This window comes from Clostridium felsineum DSM 794 (genome assembly GCF_002006355.2).
Classification (GTDB): Bacteria; Bacillota; Clostridia; order Clostridiales; family Clostridiaceae; genus Clostridium_S; species Clostridium_S felsineum.
Genome location: NZ_CP096980.1, coordinates 142,960 through 164,423, shown reverse-complemented (window position 1 = coordinate 164,423; position 21,464 = coordinate 142,960). Strand labels below are relative to the sequence as shown.

General features: G+C 33.7%; 20 protein-coding genes. 3 read left to right on the top strand and 17 right to left on the bottom strand.

Annotated elements, in window-relative coordinates; translation table 11 throughout:
- Positions 1-58: 58 nt before the first annotated feature.
- Genes murQ through nagB form a run of 3 tightly spaced genes read left to right on the top strand, consistent with a single transcriptional unit; the run spans position 59 to position 2,853 of the window.
- Positions 59-931: an N-acetylmuramic acid 6-phosphate etherase gene (murQ, locus tag CLFE_RS00835; RefSeq protein WP_432706055.1), complete on the top strand. Its 873-nt coding sequence runs from the start codon at positions 59-61 to the stop codon at positions 929-931.
- A 14-nt stretch (positions 932-945) separates the two neighbouring features.
- On the top strand, positions 946-2,106 hold the full coding sequence (nagA, locus tag CLFE_RS00830; protein ID WP_077895144.1) for an N-acetylglucosamine-6-phosphate deacetylase: 1,161 nt from the start codon (positions 946-948) through the stop codon (positions 2,104-2,106).
- A 21-nt stretch (positions 2,107-2,127) separates the two neighbouring features.
- Complete coding sequence (nagB, locus tag CLFE_RS00825; RefSeq protein ID WP_077895145.1) at positions 2,128-2,853, top strand: glucosamine-6-phosphate deaminase; 726 nt, start codon at positions 2,128-2,130, stop codon at positions 2,851-2,853.
- A gap of 88 nt (positions 2,854-2,941) precedes the next feature.
- Here the strand turns inward: nagB and CLFE_RS00820 are convergent, their stop codons facing one another.
- From CLFE_RS00820 to essC, 17 genes are all read right to left on the bottom strand, one after another.
- On the bottom strand, positions 2,942-4,093 hold the full coding sequence (locus tag CLFE_RS00820; protein WP_077895146.1) for a leucine-rich repeat domain-containing protein: 1,152 nt from the start codon (positions 4,091-4,093) through the stop codon (positions 2,942-2,944).
- Positions 4,094-4,309: 216 nt separating this feature from the next.
- Positions 4,310-7,126 (bottom strand): type VII secretion protein EsaA, encoded by a 2,817-nt coding sequence (esaA, locus tag CLFE_RS00815; protein WP_077895147.1) that lies wholly within the window; start codon positions 7,124-7,126, stop codon positions 4,310-4,312.
- A 502-nt stretch (positions 7,127-7,628) separates the two neighbouring features.
- Positions 7,629-8,042: an Imm48 family immunity protein gene (gene imm48, locus CLFE_RS00810; RefSeq protein WP_077895148.1), complete on the bottom strand. Its 414-nt coding sequence runs from the start codon at positions 8,040-8,042 to the stop codon at positions 7,629-7,631.
- Between the two features lie 31 nt (positions 8,043-8,073).
- Positions 8,074-8,472 (bottom strand): Imm48 family immunity protein, encoded by a 399-nt coding sequence (gene imm48, locus CLFE_RS00805; protein WP_077895149.1) that lies wholly within the window; start codon positions 8,470-8,472, stop codon positions 8,074-8,076.
- 19 nt (positions 8,473-8,491) lie between these two features.
- Positions 8,492-8,995, bottom strand: a complete 504-nt coding sequence (locus CLFE_RS00800; RefSeq protein ID WP_077895150.1) for a hypothetical protein — start codon at positions 8,993-8,995, stop codon at positions 8,492-8,494.
- Between the two features lie 4 nt (positions 8,996-8,999).
- Positions 9,000-9,233 carry a hypothetical protein gene (locus CLFE_RS00795; RefSeq protein ID WP_077895151.1) on the bottom strand — a complete coding sequence of 78 codons (234 nt, stop codon included), beginning with the start codon at positions 9,231-9,233 and terminating at the stop codon, positions 9,000-9,002.
- A 178-nt stretch (positions 9,234-9,411) separates the two neighbouring features.
- Positions 9,412-9,741, bottom strand: a complete 330-nt coding sequence (locus CLFE_RS00790; RefSeq protein ID WP_242951717.1) for a hypothetical protein — start codon at positions 9,739-9,741, stop codon at positions 9,412-9,414.
- 335 nt (positions 9,742-10,076) lie between these two features.
- A complete protein-coding gene (locus tag CLFE_RS00785; protein ID WP_077895152.1) occupies positions 10,077-10,544 on the bottom strand; it encodes an Imm30 family immunity protein in 468 nt (155 codons plus the stop codon).
- A 19-nt stretch (positions 10,545-10,563) separates the two neighbouring features.
- Positions 10,564-11,454, bottom strand: a complete 891-nt coding sequence (locus CLFE_RS00780) for a hypothetical protein (protein WP_432706054.1) — start codon at positions 11,452-11,454, stop codon at positions 10,564-10,566.
- Positions 11,373-12,257, bottom strand: coding sequence for a hypothetical protein (locus CLFE_RS24420; RefSeq protein ID WP_432706053.1), 885 nt, complete (start codon positions 12,255-12,257; stop codon positions 11,373-11,375). Before CLFE_RS24420 ends, CLFE_RS00780 begins: the two co-directional genes overlap by 82 nt.
- A 428-nt stretch (positions 12,258-12,685) precedes the next feature.
- Positions 12,686-13,210: an Imm6 family immunity protein gene (locus CLFE_RS00775; protein WP_077895154.1), complete on the bottom strand. Its 525-nt coding sequence runs from the start codon at positions 13,208-13,210 to the stop codon at positions 12,686-12,688.
- Positions 13,211-13,216: 6 nt separating this feature from the next.
- On the bottom strand, positions 13,217-15,559 hold the full coding sequence (locus CLFE_RS00770) for a T7SS effector LXG polymorphic toxin (RefSeq protein ID WP_250944699.1): 2,343 nt from the start codon (positions 15,557-15,559) through the stop codon (positions 13,217-13,219).
- On the bottom strand, positions 15,559-15,825 hold the full coding sequence (locus CLFE_RS00765) for a hypothetical protein (RefSeq protein WP_077853001.1): 267 nt from the start codon (positions 15,823-15,825) through the stop codon (positions 15,559-15,561). Before CLFE_RS00765 ends, CLFE_RS00770 begins: the two co-directional genes overlap by 1 nt.
- A gap of 12 nt (positions 15,826-15,837) precedes the next feature.
- Positions 15,838-16,149, bottom strand: a complete 312-nt coding sequence (locus CLFE_RS00760) for a hypothetical protein (RefSeq protein ID WP_077853002.1) — start codon at positions 16,147-16,149, stop codon at positions 15,838-15,840.
- On the bottom strand, positions 16,142-16,528 hold the full coding sequence (locus CLFE_RS00755; protein ID WP_242951733.1) for a DUF4176 domain-containing protein: 387 nt from the start codon (positions 16,526-16,528) through the stop codon (positions 16,142-16,144). Before CLFE_RS00755 ends, CLFE_RS00760 begins: the two co-directional genes overlap by 8 nt.
- Entirely contained in the window at positions 16,528-16,974 is a 447-nt protein-coding gene (locus tag CLFE_RS00750) for a DUF4176 domain-containing protein (protein WP_077895496.1), read from the bottom strand. Before CLFE_RS00750 ends, CLFE_RS00755 begins: the two co-directional genes overlap by 1 nt.
- The gene (gene essC, locus CLFE_RS00745; protein ID WP_077895495.1) at positions 16,967-21,463 is read right to left on the bottom strand and encodes a type VII secretion protein EssC; all 4,497 of its coding nucleotides are present in this window, start codon (positions 21,461-21,463) and stop codon (positions 16,967-16,969) included. The genes CLFE_RS00750 and essC overlap by 8 nt, the downstream gene beginning before the upstream one ends.
- Between the last annotated feature and the right edge of the window lies 1 nt (position 21,464).

Below are 21,464 nucleotides of genomic sequence, written 5' to 3'. Positions count from 1 at the left end.
TGTATATACAACTATACATATATACTTCTAGTATAAATTTATAAGAGAGATGATAAATATGAATACACAAAATAATTTGGATGATTTAAGTACTTTAGAAGTTATAAAGAAAATAAATGATGAAGATAAAAAAATAGCTTACTTAGTAGAAAAGGAGTTAGAGCAAATATCAAAAGCAGTTGACCTAATTGTAGAAGGTTTTGAACTTGGAGGAAGATTAATATATGTAGGCAGCGGTACTAGTGGAAAGCTTGCTGTAATGGATGCTTCAGAATGCCCTCCAACTTTTGGTGTTGATGATTCTATGGTACAAGGAATTATTTCTGGTGGTACTAACGCTTTAAGCGGGTGGCTTGAACATACTGAAGATGATGAAGCTTTAGCAATTAACGATCTAAAATCTATAAATTTGAATAAAAATGATGTTTTAGTTGGAATAACTGCAAGTGGTAATACCCCCTATGTAAGAAGGGCTATAGAATATGGAAAAGAACTTCAATGTAAAACAATTGGAATAATGTGCTGCCTTGAAGGAAAAATAAAAGATATTTGTGATTTAACAATAGCTGTAGATGTTGGTCCTGAAATTATAATGGGATCTACAAGAATGAAAGCTGGGACTGCGCAAAAAATGATTTTAAATATGCTTAGTACCACATCTATGATAAAGCTTGGAAAAACGTACTTAAATCTGATGGTAAATGTTAAGCCTATTAATAAAAAACTTCAAGAGAGAGTAAAACAGATAGTTCATTTAGCCACAGATGCTAATGCAGCTACAATCGATGAAATACTAAAAAGGTGTAATTACGACCCTAAAATTGCAATAATTATTATCGAAACAGGACTAAATATAAAAGAAGCTAAATCAATGCTAGAAAAATATCACGGAAGAATAGCTACGGTTCTACAAAACTATAATAAATATTAAGAAGGTGATTATAAATGAAAGCTATAATTAATGGAAAAATTATTACTCCGAGCAATGTACTTGAAAATAAAATAGTACTTTTCAATGAAACAATTGAGGAGATAATTGATAAAAACGACTTTATGAAAAACTTTAATTATGATAAAAATTCAAATATAGAAATAATTGATGCAAAGGGAAATTATGTTTCACCAGGATTTATCGATGTACATATTCATGGATCTGGCGGATACGATACTATGGATTCAGAAATAAAAGCACTAACTGGAATTAGTGAAGTTATAGTAAAAAATGGAGTAACCTCTTTTTTACCTACTACTATGACAATGTCTAAAGAAAAGATTTATAAAGCATTGGATAATGTAAAACAATGTATGAAATTAAAGCATAAAGGTTCAAGAATACTTGGTGCTCATCTAGAAGGTCCTTTTATAAATGAAAAATATAAAGGTGCTCAAAAAGAGGATTATATAATAAAACCTGAGTATAATTTTATTGAAAAGTACAAGGATATTATCAATGTAATTACATTGGCACCAGAAAAAGATTTTAATTTAAGCTTTGTTAAGGAAATAAAAGCAAAAACAGATATTAATTTATCTATTGGTCATTCTGATGCAACCTACGAGGAAGCTATAGACGCAATAAATGCAGGATTAGATAGTGCAACTCATTTATTTAATGCTATGAGTCCTCTTCATCATAGAAAACCAGGCATCATAAGTGCTGTTTTTAATAGCGATATCTATTGTGAGCTTATAGCTGATACTATTCATATTAATCCAGCAATTTATCAAATACTTGTTAGAATAAAAGGATTAGACAAATTAATTTTAATAACAGATTCCATGAGAGCTGGTTGTTTAAAAGATGGTGTTTCTGAACTGGGTGGACAAAAAGTTATTGTGCAGAATAATTCTGCAAGATTAGAAGATGGAACACTGGCAGGAAGTATTTTAACTTTAAATAGAGCGGTAAGAAACTTTAAGGAACATACTGATATAAAAATATACGAAGCAGTTAATATGGCTTCTTTAAACCCTGCAAAATATCTTAAAATTGATGACAAAACTGGAAGCATCGAAATAGGAAAAACTGCAGATATTACAATATTTGATGATGCTTTTGATATAAAAAGAACTATTATTGACGGGCAAACAGCATATGAAAAATAAAAAGAGTTAAGGGGTGTTATTATGGAATTATTAGTTGTAAAAGATTATGAAGAAATGAGTAAAAAGGCCGCAGCAATTATAGCAAGTCAGATGATTATAAAACCAAACAGCGTTTTAGGTTTAGCCACTGGAGATACACCATTAGGTATGTATAAGGAATTAATAAATAAATATAAAGAAAATGAAGTGGATTTTTCAAAAGTAAAAACCTTTAATTTAGATGAATATTATGGACTTACAAAAGATAATATTCAAAGTTATCACTTTTATATGATGAACAACTTTTTTAAATTTATAAATATAGATAGCAATAATGTAAACATACCAAATGGTACTTCTAACAATATTAAAGAGAATTGTTTAAATTATGAAAGAAAAATAAAAGCTGCTGGCGGAATAGATGTACAAGTCCTCGGAATAGGTGTGAATGGGCATATAGGTTTTAATGAACCTAATGTAAATTTTGAAGCACAAACTCACCTTGTAAATCTAGATGAAAAAACTATTAAATCAAATGCGAGATTTTTTAATTCAATTGATGAAGTTCCAAAACAAGCTATAAGCATGGGAATAAAGACTATACTTCAATCAAGAAAGATTATTTTATTGGCTTATGGAGAATCTAAAGCAGAAGCTATATATAATACCGTGAAAGGTAAAATTTCACCAGAAGTTCCTTCATCAATTTTACAGTTGCATCAAAATGTAACTATTATTTTAGATGAAAATGCAGCTAAGCTACTATAATAAATCGCTCCAATCTTATATATAATAAAAAAACAAGGCTGAAAATTGCCTTGTTTTTATTGTACTCACTTTATGGTGTATAAATAAATTAATAATTTTCGAACTTCAAATTGTTTGTTTTGGCATACTGTTCAGCTGCCGATCCTGATTTAACTTTTAAAGTTATTTGATCAGGATAAACAAACATATTATAATCTGGAAAATCGATCACATTTGAAGGAATAATTATAGTCTTAAGCTTTTCACAGTGATATCCAAATGCTGGACCATCTATCTTTATTACAGAACTTGGAACTGTAAAACTTTCATTTGTTTTTCCCTCAGGATATGCAAGCAAAACTGATTTATCATTATTATATAAAACTCCATCTAATTCCGAAAAGTTTTTATTATCTAGTGCGACAGAAATGTGGGTTAACGAACTACAGCGAAAAAATGGATTATTGCCCATTTGTTTAACATTTTTAGGTATCGTTATCTTTTCTAATGCATAACAACGGTAAAAGGCACTTCCTTCTATAGATGTTATACTTTGTGGAACAGTCACAGATATCATATCTTTATGTTGAAAAAAAGATTCTTCACCAATATTATTAACGCTTTTACCCTCAATCTCCTCGGGTATTGTTATATCCGTTCCATAATTTAAGCATTTAATTATTTTTATAGAATCATCTTTAATAACATAGTCAAAACCTAATTTCTTTTTCTTTATATATTCATCTTTAAGAATACTAGCATCCCTGTTAGCAGCGTCCAACGTCAACACTAAAGCTATAGAATTTAGAGCCGAATCATAATCATAACACTTAGCCTCATACTTTGCATTTTCAATATTTAATGATACGTATGAACTTTTACATTTGTTAATTTTCTTTTGCGCCAATTCATATCTTTTTTTATCATACTTAGGAATTTTCTTAAAGCTATCAATAGCCTCCAAATATTTTTTATTATTAAATAATTTTAACGCTTCATCATAAACTTTCTTATTTGCCTTGAATTTTTTAGCTTTTTCAATCTCCTTTTTTATTTCACCTGAATTGCTTTTTCCAAAATAAGTATTGATAATATCCCCTAATAAATTTATTGAATTATCATATTTCTCGTTTTCTAATTGACTCATAGCTTTGTTAAAACCGATTTTATATTGATTGTATTTATATGCATATACTCCAGTAATTATAATCAATAATATAACAATACTAATACAAACCAATTTGATTTTACTCTGGTTCATTTTATTCCCCCACGTTTAGTAATTTTTAATTATCTTTAATATACCACATACTTACTATATAAAACTTATAATTCAATTCTTATTATGTATTTTTATTCAATGTATTAAAAATAAAACCTAGAAATATAACTAAGTTTTAAATAATATTATATTGGTGAAATATCATGAATACTGGTTGCAAAATAAGAGGATGGGAGTCATTTTCCCATCCTCTTATTATTTTTCTTCAACCTTTGGCTTACGCCTTATCCAAGTTTTACCCAAAACGCCAATAAGAATTCCTATTACGAAGATAATAACCCATCGCCAATCAAAGCTCTGAGCAACACTTCTTACTTTTGGTGTAATATCCTTTGTGGACAATGGCTTAGCAAAGAAATTAAAGATATTATTTGCATTTACACCATCTGTACGAGTGTTAGCTAAAATGGTTGCAAAGTTTTTATAGTAATCTTGGCTATTTTTAAAGTCACCGTTACCTGTACTTAACAAATTATTCGTATTATCAATGACTTTCTTTGCATCATCCTGTGTCTTGGTGACCGTATTCACCATTTCATCGAACTCGGACGCATTACTCTTGATTATTTGCGCACTTGATGCTGTCTCATTAGCTTGTTTAGCTGTTGAAGTCACCATGCTAGAAATAGTGCTATAAAGTGAATCACCACCTGCCTTATCATACCAAAGTGCAATATCGTTCTGATTATATTCCTCCCAAGGTTTTTCTTGAAGTAATGTTGTATTATTTGTTGTCCACGCTTTGTATTCTGCGTTCAGTGTATCCATGGTTTGATCGTACCAAGCCTGCAAATTACTTGACACTTGACTAAAGTAATCACTTGGCAAATTATTGCTCAAGGTTGCTTGGTTAGCTTGGAGCCTTGCGATACTTGAATTCAAAGTTGTTATGGTATCCACAACATTTTTTATGTTTGTTTTTCCGTAACTCATGAACTGATTCACATCATCTTTGCTCAATCGATTAGAAATTTGCGTAACGTCTATATTCCCATACATCTTGAAAATAGATTTTTGACTTGCTTCTTGAAAATCAGAAACCTTAGTACAGTTTTCCATATCAGAATAAGTCGCCCCTGGTGCTCCATAGAGGAAAGTAATCATACTACTTGCAGTATCAATGTTATTAAGTAAGGTTGAGATATAACCAAACTGACTGCCTCCTGCATATTCAGAAATAGTATTTCCAGGAATAAGCCCAAAATTCTCAACAGATGAATCTGTTCCACCTGAACCATTATCAACGCTTGCTGTTACCGTTCCACTTGCTGCTTGACCTAGATCCACTTTATACGTAACAACGTAAGTCATGGGACTAGTAGTAGGAGAAGCTGCAACATTGCCATTACTATCGGTGGTACTTGTAGTTCGATTATCCAAAGTCACAGAATTATCTGGGTTAACTACTGCACCTTTCCCAGTAGGTTGCCCAACGATAGAAATCGCCGAGTTAGAAAGTCCATTTGAAGCCTGGAGTCTTAACGTATATTCAGCAGCTTTGGGTACTGTAATCGTAATTTTCTTTGTAAAATTTTGATCTCCATTATTTACTGTTGGAGCAGCACTGAAATCTGTAGTAGCTGTTTTAATTCCAAAGGCTGTTGCATAATTTTTAAGAACATTAAGCTTAGCTTCGTAGTTATCCTTTTGTTGTTGCGTCAAAGAACTATTCCTCACTAGTGTAGCTAAGAGAGTATCATAGTCCTTCATATTTACGGACAAATTATTTAACAGATTGCTTATAGTTTTAGGATAAGCCGTTCCCGAGATATTGTCCCTTTTATCAAAGTAAGTCTCAAGCATTTTAGTCATTGTGCTTCTCGCATTATCTGCTGTTTCAAGACTAGTAAAATTAGTGTTATCTGGTGTTGGGTTAATATCTTGTCCAAAGAATTGTGAATACAGGTCTTTTTCAAGGTTTAATAGTGTTGTTTGTTTGCTTTTCAAGCTATCAATCTGTGTGCCAATGTCATCATGTACCCCACTAATCAAAGTATTATAACTTGAAATTTGATTTTTCAAGTTTGCATAGACACCTGTTTCATTACCAGAAGCATCTGTATTATGAAACTGCTGCATGGCTTCCACAGCTTTGTTATAGGCTGCCGTGTACTGATCATAATAGTAGCTCCTATCTGAGTTTGATTGATTGGTAATGGCTTGATTTCCATTTAAAAGGTTGGTATCCACAATCTTTTTTTGCGTATCAAAATAATTAGTAAGGCTTGGTAACATTCCGTTGAATGAAGAACTACTTCCGTTCAACATATTAACGACTGAGTTGGTAAAGCTGTTTTGTGCTTGAATCCAACTGTCATTTTCAGATTTCAAGCCATTAGCAATGGAAACAACCGAACTATAAGACTCATTGGTTGTTTGAACAGGTCCATACACATTATCATTAAGTGATGATAGAAGTGTTCCTTGGCTCTTTACAACATTCCCCATTTTCGTTTGTGCATTTGCGACATTTCCTGCCACAGAAGCATAATACATCTTAACAATGGAAGTATTGAAATCATAAAGCACATTCACGATTTTATCTTGCAAGAGTTTACTGTTTATCTGTGACTTAGAGGCAAGAACTTTATAATCCAGCTCTGCTTTTTGAGGATTCAACGCCTGAAGTGTCAAAATATTATGCGTGAAATTTTGTGGAAGATAAATGACAGCTTCAACAGAACCATCAGCGTAGGCTTTGTTTGCAACCGAACGTGACAAGACTTGCCAATTATACTTATTGTCATTGGAAACAAGATTCACGAAGGTTTCACCAAAGTTATAATTTATTCCATTAAACGTTTGGGGCTGATCTTCATTAACGAGAGCAATAATAGGCTTTGTGGTTTGTACTTGTTTATGAAAATTCCTACTCAGCAAAAACATAAGACCAGCCGCACAAACAATTAGAAAAAGGATAACACCTGATTCAATCAGACGAAACTTTTTCATTTTCTTATCAAATTCTCCCCAAAGAATCTTAGAGTTTCTAATCTTTGTTTTATTTCTCATTTGTATTCTCCTTTAATGTCTGTTATACACTGCTTTTTCAAAAAGTTTCACTAGTTACAATATTATAGCTTAAAAATTTTCTATTATCAATACTCCCAACCATTGCTATAATAAGTAGTTTTTTTATTTTATAGTAAAACTATTCCTAAACCATTATTCTTCCACAAATATTTATAGATATTTTTCTTGTATTAGCGGTAATTAGCTTTGCATGTTTCAGCTTATTTTAATTATAAGAAAATCCATGATATTATGTAAAAGTATTTACCCTAAGGAGTTGGCAAATGTCAGCTTTTTTCATTTTAAAATGAAATAGGATTTTGATGTATAATCAACTAGTATTTTGGGTAATTTTTATATTGAACTAAAGATGTTCAATGACATTCTTGTCATACATCTATATTTAACTATTAAAAATCAATAAAGATAAAATTAGGTGTAGTAGAATGATTCTCAAATCACCTGTTACACCTAATTTACTTCTATCCGAAATATATTAATTTTAATAGTTTTTATATTCACCAGTAACAATAACATCTATTAGATTTGTAAGTCTATCGTATACTTCATTATAATTTTTCTTTTTATATTCAGGATATATCTGCTTTCCTTGATGTATCATAATCCTTAATACCTCATTATCATCTTTTTCAGTGCTATCTTCTATATCCTTTACAGTATTAATTGCTTTTTCTTTAGAATATTGAAAAACTTCTACTATAACTTTTTCAATAGCAACATATTTATTACTTAATAAAATCTTATTTTCTTCCTCCATTATACTTATCATTCCAAATGAATAACCAATTAATAATTGCTTTTCCTGCTCCGTTAATTCTTCTAAATCAACCTCAAGAATCTCAAATAAATTTTCAACCAATTCCTTACTCTCTAACAAAAACTTTTCTTCTCCCATTTATCTTAACTCCTATACTTTATAGTATTCATTACTTTTTATTAAAAGCTAAATACATCCTCATCATTCTATCAAACATTTTATCACTTTCACCCTCTGCATACTCATAATACATATCTATTCCTTCATGGATTATTCTATAGTATGTTGGATTTTTTTCTTTTTTTGTACTATCGATTAATAAATTAAGAAAATCCCTTGCTTGTTCCTTTGAATACCTAAAAACCTTTATTAACACATATTCAGATGCTACACTAACTATATCAACTTCAGCATTTTCTTCCATTCCATATGCACTTATCATGCCAAAAGAAAACATCGCTAACATTTGCCTATCAAATTCTGTGGAATCTTCAAATTCTATCTCCATTACTTCAAATAATTTTAAAGACATACTTTCACAATTTTTAATAAAAACACCTTTCTCCATTTTATTACCCACCTTTTTCCTAAAAAATAATTATTTTTCCTCTTGGATAAGTTCCTTTCCAACCACAAGGAAAATAGCCTTGCTCATAAATACTTAATAATTCATTATGAAATGGTTCTTCCTTATATTCACGGAATGCATATAATACTAAAAATGTAAATATAGTTGAATATATTTCCAATTTGATTTCTTTTGATTCTCCGTATTTACTATTCCATTTCTCCTCTATAATCTCCAATATTTCTGGTAATATTTCTTTTTTTATTATGGTAACAACATCATCCCAGGGATATTTAGTTTTTACTCGATATACTGTAATATAGGAACTTACGTCTTGCTCTTTATCCAGTAGTAAATTCTCCCATCTTGTACTTGAACAATGTTTAATCACACTATCTACATCTTTTGCATAGCTTATTGCATATTTAGATGTTGCATTCGTACTTTCACAATTCTCAAACCATGATATATTTTTTAACCTTTTTACCATATCTTCAACTGATTTTTTAACTAATTGCTCCATTAAATCATCGCCTTTCTATAGCATTTATTCTCCCTGGTATTCTAGGCACCTTATCCGCTTCTGTAATTCCATATGCTCTTTGCTGATTTGCTGCTATTTCAGTAATTAAATCAGCATCACTTTCTGAAAATCCCGCATTAATCATGGAATCTTTTAATACAGAATTATATTCTCCAACTGTTGGTTTACTTTTCCAGAACTCTCCACCTCTTCTGTATCTATCCCAAAACTTTTCCATTGTTTCATGTGCCTTATAATGGCTACTTTCTTTCTCTATAAAAACATTTCCATCTAAATCAATTGCTAGCCCTTCTTCTCTTGGAATAACCTTCCTATATGAAGCATCTTGATTTAAATGATGCGATTGTCCTTCAGCATCATTTTTCTGATATCCATGACGTTTAATTGTTATTTTTTCACCATCTCCTAATGTTATCCATTACTTTACTAAACTCTATATTAGATCCTACACCAACTCGACCTACACCAGACATTTCAACTTCTACTTGACGAGTTAATCCCCTTAAATCCTCACCTGTATTTTTTAATACCTTGCCAAAATCTTTTACTGCTTTTCCTGACGCTGGTATCAACTTTTCATTTACAAATACTGCTGCCTTTTTAAGGTCATTAAGCGTACTTCCTGATAAAGTAATAATATTCTTTACATTTTTTGCACTTGAAACAACAACAGATTTTGTGAAATTACCTACAATCCCCTTACCTTCACTAAGCACTGTACGCAAATCTGCAACCTTACTTCCAAGGTTACCAATCGTCCTTCCTGGTAATGTAAGGATATTCTTCGCATTTTCTGCACTTGAAATAGAGATATATTTTGAGAACGTACCTACTTTACCAAGTAAACTTTCTGCCTTGCTTGAGGACGAATGTATTATAATATACGTTAACTACTAAAAAAATTGAATCAGCCTACTTAATTTCAGCTGATTCATTTCATACTTTTACTGCATTATTAATATTATGAAGTCTATTTTTAACTATGTTTTTATAATCTTAATAGCATTTCATTAATAAACTCTCATTTTGTAGCTAGTTACTCCTTAATTTTGAATCAACATTATAGCTGATTAATTATTAGATCTATTTTTTTCTCATATTTATCCGAATATTTATCTTTAAGTTGATATAATATATCTACTAGTGAACTTAATTCTTCATCTCCTAGCCTTTTTATGGCAGAAATATATGCATTATTAAATGGTTCATAGTTTAATATCATTCTGTTAATTTGTATAAAACACCTTTTACCGTTAATAAGTATCTTATCTACATTGCATAATATTTCATATATTCCATCCTCTAATCCACATCTATTCGCTATTGTAAAAATGCATTGTATTACATTATCCATTGCTGATGGAGTTGATGTTGAATCGTCCAATACTTGACATAATTCCTTAATTACACTGTTATCTCCATTTAATGATATCCTATATACCGCCTCATCAAATACATCTATATCATCATCTTCTCCTAATAATCTCATCTGCTTTAATATTTTAATATCCTCTGCTATTGAACCCATATTAAGATTTTCATCCTTTCTATTTTTTAAATACTCCTGGTGCCATCTTCTTATAATAGTTTATATACTCGGAAAGAGCTTTTCTTGACTCACTATTATATAAACCATCTTCTTTTAATATTCTTCTAATATCATTAATATCAAATGCAAGTGCATCTCTAGGCATTAAATTTAAGTAAAGTTCTTTTCCTCTTCCCTTAAATCCATAAGTGAAAGTTCTTCTATGTCTGCCTCCCACTCCTGGACTTAATTGTTCTAAATTGAATGCTAAACTATCATCCATATCTATATTAAATTTTTCTTTCATGTAATAATTTGATGGCATATGATGACCTGTTAAATTATCAAATGGTATCCTTTCCAATTTTCCATATGGTGCAAATTCCAACTCTTTATCCAGTAAAGCATCGCTAGTTTGAGCAATTCTACTGTTTTTCTTTGCAACGAAATCAGGATACATCTCTTTTAATTCAGATTTTGCTAACTCACCCTTATATTTTATATAATTAACATAATTATGTGCTTCAGGGTTACTTAGCCCATCAACTAAACCATTTTTACCAGCTTTAACCGTTCCAAGAGCACTTTTAGCTTCTTTCGCTACTTTAACAATTGCTTTACCAGAAACTTTTGCACTAGTTGCCATTGCACCAGATACAGAAAAACAAGTGTTTGCATATTTGCCACTTTCCTCCGCAAAAGTTTTCCCAAAAGTTTTTACGAATGTAGCTGACGCAGTTACAATGTCACTTAATGCGCCTTTTACTTTAATCCCTAAATTTTCTGTATTTTTTGCACTTGAAACAACAACGGATTTTGTGAAATCACCTATGACACCATTACTTTGGCTAAGTACTGTACGCAAATCTGTAAGCTTATTTCCAAGGTTATCAACCATCCTCTCCGGCAAATTAAGGATACTTTTGCATTTTCTGCACTTGAAATAGCCATGGATTTTGAGAACGTACCTATCTTACCCATTAAACTTTCTGCCTTGCTTGCCTTACTAGCCGCAGCACCAATATCTCCTGGATTCACAATAAAACTTAAGACCGTCCCTGTTGTTTGTCCTATTGTATAAGCATCTCCACTACTAAGTCTATTCCAGTAGTTCCCAATTCCTGCTTTGAATTGTGCTTGTGCTTGAGGATTAGTCCACAAAGTATGAACTGTATCTCCTATGTCATATACATCGAGCTGATACTTTGCTCCCGCAAATTGAATAGCACTATCGCCTAAACCAGCCACAACCTGTGCAACAGGATTTCCTGTTTTGACTAAAGGCTCCGCAATATTCTTGTTATACCATTGCTCAGCCCCATCTGCCAAGCTTCCGATTATATTAAAACCTTTGCCAGTCTCTGCTATTGAAGCATGATTGATAGCACCATTAACACCACCAACAATGAGCATAACACCAAATTCCGATCCAGCTCCCGTAGCAACAAGGACTACTCCTGCGCAAATTTGCAGTGTATCCCAAATAAGCCCTTTCTTAGCTTTCTCCTTTTCCTCCTCGACCATTCGATCCTGGTCAACTTTGTAGTTTTTAATAATTCTATCCACACCAGACTTTAAGGCTTTCTGATTCTTTGGATCTTGTGCATATTTGGCATTCGCTAGAAAATCACTTATAAAATCCTTACTCATCAGATTTCTAAAACTTCCCGGACTATAAGAATATCCACGTGGAACTGAAAGCGTGCTCTTCAAGAGAGATTTTGTCTGTGCAATTAAATCTTGAACTTGATCAAATTCTTTATATCCATCTTCGTATTTATTCCACTTGTCCTTGAGATTACTCACCGTTTCTTTCATTTTTTTCATCTCTTCAACAACATTATCAATACGTTTGCTGCCTGCGCCTCCTAGCAAATGCAGATGAAACAGTCCCAACGTCACTTAATGCGCCTTTTACTTTAGGCAATAGGCTCTTCACATTTTCTACGCTTGAAACAGCCACGGATTTTGAGAACGTACCTGCTTTACCCAGTAAACTTTCCGCCTTGCTTGCACCAAAAATAAAATTCATCCTGACAAACCGAAATTTAACTCAATACACAGATTGTTAGGATGAATTTGATAAATATATATGTGTCTCCTCAGTTCTATAACTTTATCTTTACTATTATGCCCAACTATTAATTATCATCTAACATTTTCATGATTTCTCTTTTATTAATAGTTTTTTCTTTTGACATATTACTTAGAGGATAATTTTCTAATAAATAATCCTTTATTCTATTAATGCTTTCAATCTTAAATAATTCAGTTTTAATTGCATTTTCAATGATATATATTAGTGTATCATCACTAACATTATCTAGTTCTTCAGGTGGACAGCTGTCTTCATTAATATATGCCATCCAAGATGTATATGCTACAGCATAGTATAGTACATACCACATATGCTTATATTTCATTTTTTTTGTAATATAAGCAATTCCTGATATGTCCTCTTCACCATCTATATTATCAATATAATCACATAATTCATCAGCATCTATTTCTTGACCTTCAAGCCACTTCCAACTATTATCTAAGGCTTCCCTACCAAGATTATATCCATAATCATTTTTATCTATTAGATTAAACACTTTTTCGGCAATAACTAATCCTATAGTAACTTTTGCATATTCATTAATTTTTTTTATGAAGGTTGTCATTAATTATCACTCCTGTTCTGGATAATGCGAAAATTGAAATTTATTTTTGGGATTTTTTCTTACTTGTACAGCGTTTAATACTTCACCATTTTTAACTTCAAATGACAAAGTACCTCTAGGAAATTCAATAGAATAATCCATTTGTGTTGTAACCTTTATTGTTAAATTTGGGTACTTATCAGTTAATTGCTTAAATATACCCTTTCTTCCGTAAATATCAGGTTTAAACAGCCCTAAAGTACATTTATCACAAACACCTCTTGGATTAGATTGGTGGATATAGAATGTTCCTTTAACGTCTTCTGGTTCTAGTCCAGCTTTCTCAACAGCATCCTCAAATTCAGCAATAGAGCCTTCTTCTGCATGTTCCATAAATTGTTTATGACCAGGTATACTTTTATCATATGGAGCTGTTATCCCGCGGTTTGGAAACATGTCATCTAACCCTTGTAATCCTCCTTCTTTTCTAACTTCTGGTGATGCCCCATTAAATTTCTTACCTTCTAATCCTTTTACATCGGTTTTTCCTACGGAAACTGTATTCCTCTCAGGGACTCCAATTTGAGCCCTATATGCATCTAAATCAGCATTACCTATTTTAATTTCAACATTAGCAATACTCTCAGACGACTCACCATTAATCCACTGTGTATACCTATCGTGACATATTTTGTCTGCATCTACATGTTCTATATTTTCCTTACTTATTTCGCTGAAAATTGATCGTCCATCGCCTGCATCCGCAAATGCATATCTGATACCATTACCTTGACTAAGTGCTGTACGCAAATCTGTAAACTTACTCCCAAGGTCATCAAGTATCTTCCCTTGCAAAGCAACGAGACTCTTCACATTTTTTGCACTTGAAACAACAACAGATTTTGTGAAATTACCTACAATCCCCTTACCTTCACTAAGCACTGTACGCAAATCTGCAACCTTACTTCCAAGGTTACCAATCGTTCTCCCTGGTAATGTAAGGATATTCTTCGCATTTTCTGCACTTGAAATAGAGATATATTTTGAGAACGTACCTACTTTACCAAGTAAACTTTCTGCCTTGCTTGCTTTACTAGCTGCAGCACCAATATCTTCTGGAGCCACAAGTACACTTGCAGCTACCGCAGTTGTTTGTCCTATCACATAAGTATTTCCACTACGAACCTGGTTCCACCAATTTTTAGCTTCCGCCTTAAATTGTGCTGCTGCTTGAGGGTTTGTCAACAAAGTATGAACTGCTTTTCCTGTGTCATACACGCTAAACTGAGCCATACCTGAGACCATTTCCCCTGTTCCTGATATAAACCCATTAACAAGGCCATAAGCGCCAGTTTTTCCTAGAGATTTTCCAATACTCTTGTTATAACATTGTCCTACTTCATTTGTCAAATTTCCGACTATGTTGAAACTCTTTCCTGTTGTCGCCATTGATGCATGATTAATGAAACCATTGACTCCTCCTGCAATGAGAACAACACCAAAACCCGTTCCAACTCCTGTCACAACAAGGACTGTTCCTGCAGCAATTTGCAGTGTATCCCAAACAAGTCCGATGATTCCCTCCTTCTGAGCTTTCTCCTTTTCCTCCTCAGCCATTCGTTTCTGGTCAGTAGTGTAGTCCTTACAAATTCTATCCCAATCCTTCTTAAACTCTTTCTGATTATCCTTATTTTGTGCATACTTGACATTAGCCTCAAAAGCATTAACAAAATCCTTACTTATAAGCTTGCTAAAGCTTCCTGGACTATAGGAATAGCCACGTGGAACCGAAAGTGTACTCTTTAAAAGAGCTTTTGTTTGTGCAATTAAATCTTGAACTTGATCAAACTCTTTGTATCCATTTTCGTATTTATTCCAGCTATCGTCAAGATTACTCACCGTTTTTTTCATGGAATCCATCTCACTCACAACATTGAAGAGACGTTTGCTGCCTGCGCCTCCTAGTGATAGAATATCCTCCGCTTCATCTGAAATAGCTTTTAATTTATCTCCAATAGAAGTAAAATCAGAGCGGTGTGAGCTTAGATTACGCACATGAGCATCAAAGTCTTCCTTAACTAGCTTGAAGCTCTCGCTGCTATCTACCTCTAAATAACCTTTGACATACTTGCCAAGTGTCATTTCATAATTGTTAAGGAGCAACTCAAGTGTTTGAATTAAAGTCATATGTACTTCATTAATATATGCTTTCATTGCATCAGCTGCGTTACCTTTTATGGCATCAGTTTGGCTTAATTGAGTCATTGCCTGATTCAATTCGTCAAGTGGCTGTGTACGATTTTTTATTCCCGCTGCAATCCTAACAGAAAGGTCAGTGAGCGCATCATAATATAGTTCTGTATTACTCATTATTTTGACTCCTCATCTGTTTTCTCTATATTAATACCAATTTGGTTAAACTCCTTTAAGTCATGTGCCGCCATTTCTCCATAAGAACTTACCAACTTTGTGAGATCATCATATATTTTAAAAATTGTTTGGATTTTATCCACTTTGAGATGATCATCTTTAGTATCCAAACCATTTCTAACGCCTGCTACCTTAGCCGCAATTTTTCCAACACTCATTATCTCAGTCTTGTGTTTATGGGTGTTAACACCTACTTTATTTCCCATATCTTGCCCCTCCTAGAAAGTTGTAATGGCAAGAGCTTTTGTCTTCATCCATTTATCATTAATGGACCAAGCCAAACTGTACATCTTGCTCTTACATGTTGAAATCGCTTCTTCTATTTCTGGTGCTGCCTTTGCTAATTGGTCGCTGGCATTTTTATATTCATTGTCAAAATTACTTTTCTTTACTTTACCCGACCAATTCGTTGTTCCTGCTGTTTCGAATTGTGTAAAATCCAGTTCACAAGTAGCATCTAATAAATCTTCCAGTCGATTAACATAACCATTTAGTCGTATGACTCGATCATATTTTTCTGAATCACTCATCTTCATCCTCCATATCTCGCACAGCTGCAAAAGGATCATCCTCAAGGTCAGCTTCCTCTGTTGACACTGTTTCTTGTGCTGAAACATTTTCTTCAATTTCCTTAACGCTAGACGCTAAGTATTCTTCTTTAGCTTGTACTAGTTGTTCCACTATCAATGCATCATCTTCATCTGTATATGCTTCTGAAACTATCTTAAAAATATCTTTGCTATTGAAGTAAGCTACATTTTCATCAACCATCCCTTCTGGATAAAGAATTGCACCATAATCAAAATAATTATTATTAACTACATTAGCTCTGCTGACAATCATCAATTTTTTGATTGCACCTTTGAGAATTACAATACTTCCGAGTGGTAAAAAACTTTTTTCTTCCATTATTTTTTAACTTCCTTTCTTTTGTGTTTGAGTTTATAAAATGGATCATAAGGATGTTCAGTCTCCTTCTTTACTGGAGTACTTTGGGGCACCGTCTTTACCTCTACTTCTGTCTTTGGCATAGCAGACTCCACAACTTTGGCAGGTTCTTTTTTTGTGGAGCCTACTGGAGCGTCAAGGACTTTTGAGAGTTGTTCATCTATAAATTTTTCATCTAGCTTGTCCTCATAACCCCGTTGAACCACTTCTGTAATAGCTTTGCTTGAAATCACAAGTGTTTTATATTTGCTATTTTCTCCAAAGGGATGGGGAACTCCACGATAACCTGCAATGGTCTCCTCTCCCCTTTTTTGAAATCCCCTTGAAATAATAATATATATACTATCATCATCTTTTATTCTTACTGCTGTCCCTAGAGGTAATAATACTGGTGAACTTTTAGTCATTATTCTCTCCTTTCGTGATTTGAGGCAATTTCATCTTATCAAAACTAGAGCCACCCCTTAACACAAAGTAAGCATCTTGAATTGAAAGCTCAGGTTCTCTAGAAGTGCTTGTGGTCTTAATTAGAGGAGTGTCATAAGCTCTTGATCCAATCATTCCTGCAAATTTCAATTGCCTAATAGCTTTTGGCACTTCGTCAAAACTCTTCGCAATGTATTCATGCGGAGTGAAAATCAAGATATCCAAACCTGCCTTGTAAACATTTTTCAAAGCTAAAACAAAATCATTGGCAGGAAGGTTTGTCTTTTGAATAAAATCTTGAAGGTTGCTAATCACAAGAAGCATTGGCTCACCATTTTCATGTTTTTTCGCAAGCTTCACATAACCAACCATACCTGCAATGACATCTTTAGCATCATTTTTATCTGTAACGAGTGTAACATTTTCTGTTAAGGAGTGCTGCATAAGTACTTCCTCAAAGCTTTCATTGAAATCAACCAATAAGACATCTGTGTTGATTTTAGCAATTTCAGTCAATAAAAGACTTTGGAAAAGTAACATCTGGTCATCATCCATTGGCGCAAACAAGAAATACGGCTGGGTACTTGGTACAATTCCAAGGATTTCTGTCGTTTGATAAGACATCCCCATTGGAATTCTTTGTGACTTTCTCCACTGAATAACTTTTGGAAGCTCCTCAAAAGCCTCTAAGCTTAATTCTTCAGGGGTCATTGGAATTTTTTCAGGTCTCTCGCCTGTCCATGCTTTATCCAATTTGATCACATCATTTTCAATAGCTTCAAGAAGTTTAAGAACATTTCCATCGTGACTTGGCAAATAAAACTGAATCGCTGTTGGGGTATCCAGCATGACTTGACCTCGTCCAACAATTTCTTCTTGAGTCACTCGATCACGTCCCATAACTGCTACAACTTCAGACTCATCATTAAGATAAAGTACCATCTTGGTTTTAATATTTGACATCATGCTCATGCGTACTCCACCTACTCGTCCTGCTGTCATAATAAGATATAGTCCTAAGGCTGCTCCTTCACGCAAAAGTTGAATGAGTAAATTATCAATAGCTTCTTTCCTGCGGTCTTGTTGACTTAAGCCATCATAACTGTCTAGCGTAGTTATAATGATTGGAAGCTTTTCTTTTGTTTTTGACTCATATTGTGAAAGAGATGCAACTCCTACTTTTTTGAACAAGCTCTTTCGATAGAATAATACAGAAGAAATTCGTTCCATCATTTTTTCAAGTTTCTCTACTTCTTCCAACATCACAATATCTGCCACGTGTGGCAATCCCTTCAGTGGCAATAATCCATTATTTCCAAAATCAATAAGATTGAATTGAATCCTTTCAGGTGTATTTTGCCTTGCCAAATTCATAACAATGGTTTGAAGTACTGTTGATTTACCATAACCTGGACTTGAGAAGATAATCGTATGACTAGCATCTGTAATATCAAAAGTGTAGTTCTCTTGAGTCTGGCTACTTGGAATATCAAGGAGTCCCAATGGAATTTTTGTATTGAGTTCTGGTGCTTGAGTTAACTCTGGTGTTGGAAGCTGACTTTTTAAATTAGGTAACCAAGGTTTAGCCGGAAGCGTTAATTGTGATTCCTCAAACACACGATTTACTTCTGAAATAACCGCTTCAAGTTGTGTAGGTAGATCACTTGTGTCATGCACTTGAACCACTTCCTCGCCCGGATCATAAACCAGTTCCGTTTGACCAATACCGTTAATTTGATAAATACGCTCATCCGCGGTTTCTACCGTTTCAGCATCTGGATCATAAGGAATTCCTGCATAACCACTTTGAAAAAGCTCATAAACCTCATTTTGACCAACCTTTATATATCCACGTCCCGGCTGTGTTATATGTGCTGCATCATGTGTTTTTAAAAGTTCATTAGAATCTTGCTCGCTTGCCATCTTAAGGGCAATTTTACTTGTTGAGTTAGCTTCTATTTGATCATTGACAACGCCACTTGGCTTTTGAGTTGCTAGAATCAAATGTACTCCAAGTGAACGTCCGATACGTGCTACAGAAGTCAATTCATCTAAAAACTCAGGAACATTTGATTTTAATTCTGCAAATTCATCAGAGACTAGAATCAAATGTGGAATGGGTTTTTGAGGATATTTTGTGTCAGGTTTAGGATTAAGTCGACTCTTATAAAGACTCATATAGCCATTGATGTTATTCACTCCGAACCTAGCAAATTCTTTCATACGCTTATCCATTTCAGCCTTAATACTTGCCAATGCTCTTGCAGTTCCTGCTCCATCCAAGTTGGTAATAGAACCCATAAAATGTGGTAGCTTATCCAAGGTGTTAGCAATACCGCCACCCTTCCAATCAATGATAAGCATTCCAATGTCTTCTGGAGAGAAGTTAATAGCAAGCCCAATAAGGTAAGTGGTTAAGAATTCAGACTTACCTGAACCTGTAGTACCACCGACCAGAGCGTGCGGTCCATGCACCCTTTCATGTAAGTCCCAATACATATATTCTGATTTTCCACGCCAACCAATAAGGGATTTAATGGACTTATTAGGCTCAGCACTTACCCAGCGCTTCTCTATATCCAATTCCTCAACCTTTTTCACTTCGTATTGGTCAAGCAAACTCAAACTTTCAGGAATCGCATTTTTCTCTACTTCAACGTGTTCCAAGTTCGTAAGCTTACGAAGGCTCTTTTCAAGGAATGGTACCTCTCCATATGGTTCAAAAGATTTAGCCACATAGACTTTATTATCATTAATAATTTCGCCTGCACTTTGGTTCTTGTATTCCACAAGTGCGGTAACTGTTTCAGTAAGGAGTTTTTGGTCTTCCTTACACCAGATAACTGTTACACCCAGTTCACTCATATCCTCTGCCAAAAATTCGTTAATACCGTGACCTGATAGGTAAGAATCATCGAAAATTGTAAAAATATAATGTGGTGCAAACTTCGGTTTTTCTTTTCCCGCATCTTTTAGCACTTGCTTACGTTTATTCAAAATCTGATAGAACGAATTTAAGAGAAGATCGCGTGTGTGAGCATTATGAACAATACCACGCATATTCAACTCTTGAATTTTAAAATGAGGAAGAAGTCGCCATTGTGTCCAATCCTTTAGATAACTCTTCTCTGGCACAAGGCTCAAGAAATTGACATCTCGATAAGAATGAAAGAAAGCCACTTGCAATAATAAATTAGCAACTGCAGTTTTTAGTACAGGATAGGTTCCAACTAATCCTAAAGTTTGTTCTGTCAACTTAAGCGTTATCGGTACTTCATGTTGCATCGAAAAACTCTCGACTAAACGTTTTACACGCAGCGAATCCTCATCCGTGTCTCTGTCATTAATATCTGAATCAATGGATAAATGAGAGGATTGATTTCCTATGCCTAGCGTGACCATTAAGAAATCTTTGTCATTTGCCATTCGCTCATAGATTCGAGAATTGTATGTTTCGATCATTTCAAATAATCTTCTAGGCGAAGGATTTCTAAAATTCAATACTTCTGTTTCTTCATCATATTTATCAGAAATTTCAGCTACTGTCTTAATAAGATATTGCTCATAGTTTTCCTTTCGCTTTTTATTCTCGATCTTCTGCTCTTTTTTCTCTCCTATATACTGAGAGACAGTAAAAGTAGCCGTTATAACACTCATAAAGCCCATACCTAACATCATGAGTGGATTACGTCCTGAAAGAACACTAGTCATCCCTGTGACAGCAAGCATACCGATAGGCGGAACAATTGCCCTCAAAACTCCATTTTTACTTGCTTTTGGTGCTTCCACGATTTTCTGAATCTTAAATTTACCACAAGGAGGCTCTAATCGAAGCCTAGGACTACGTCTGTATTTAGGAAAATCTTTTGGGAATTCAACTTCAGGAAGCTGCCTTAAAAAACACTCATTATCAAAATTAATAGTATCTGAAAATGTAGTTAACTTCCATTGAGCTTTACGCTTTTCAAGCAAAAAATCATGTGTCAATATTTGATTACCTGTTTGAATGCCCTTAACATAATGATGCCCTTTGATTGGATCATTGTTGAAATAAACAAAGTCTCCATTGTCATCAATTATAAAAGTGTCCTCATGAATAACCACTTGTACATTTCCTTGGGTTTGGATACTTGCAATTGCGTCTGATCCCAGAACAAAATACTCCTCTTTATTAATTAAAAAGAACATTGTCTCAGCAGTTTGCGGAGAAACAACCAAAACTTCAAGCTCTCCCACTTTAGAGTATCCCTTAGTAACGGTGGCACCATTTATAAACAGTGTTCCACCAATAACACCAAAGATTGACTCTTGATACCTAATAGACGGACGCTCTTCTGACAAACTAATAGTATGGAGCTTCTCTCCTAAAAGATAAATTACAAAGAGAAGCTGACTCCCATTCAAGCGATTATCAATAAAGAAATTTTGTTCTTGTATCTCTTCTCCGATTTCAAAACCTTTACTGCTCATA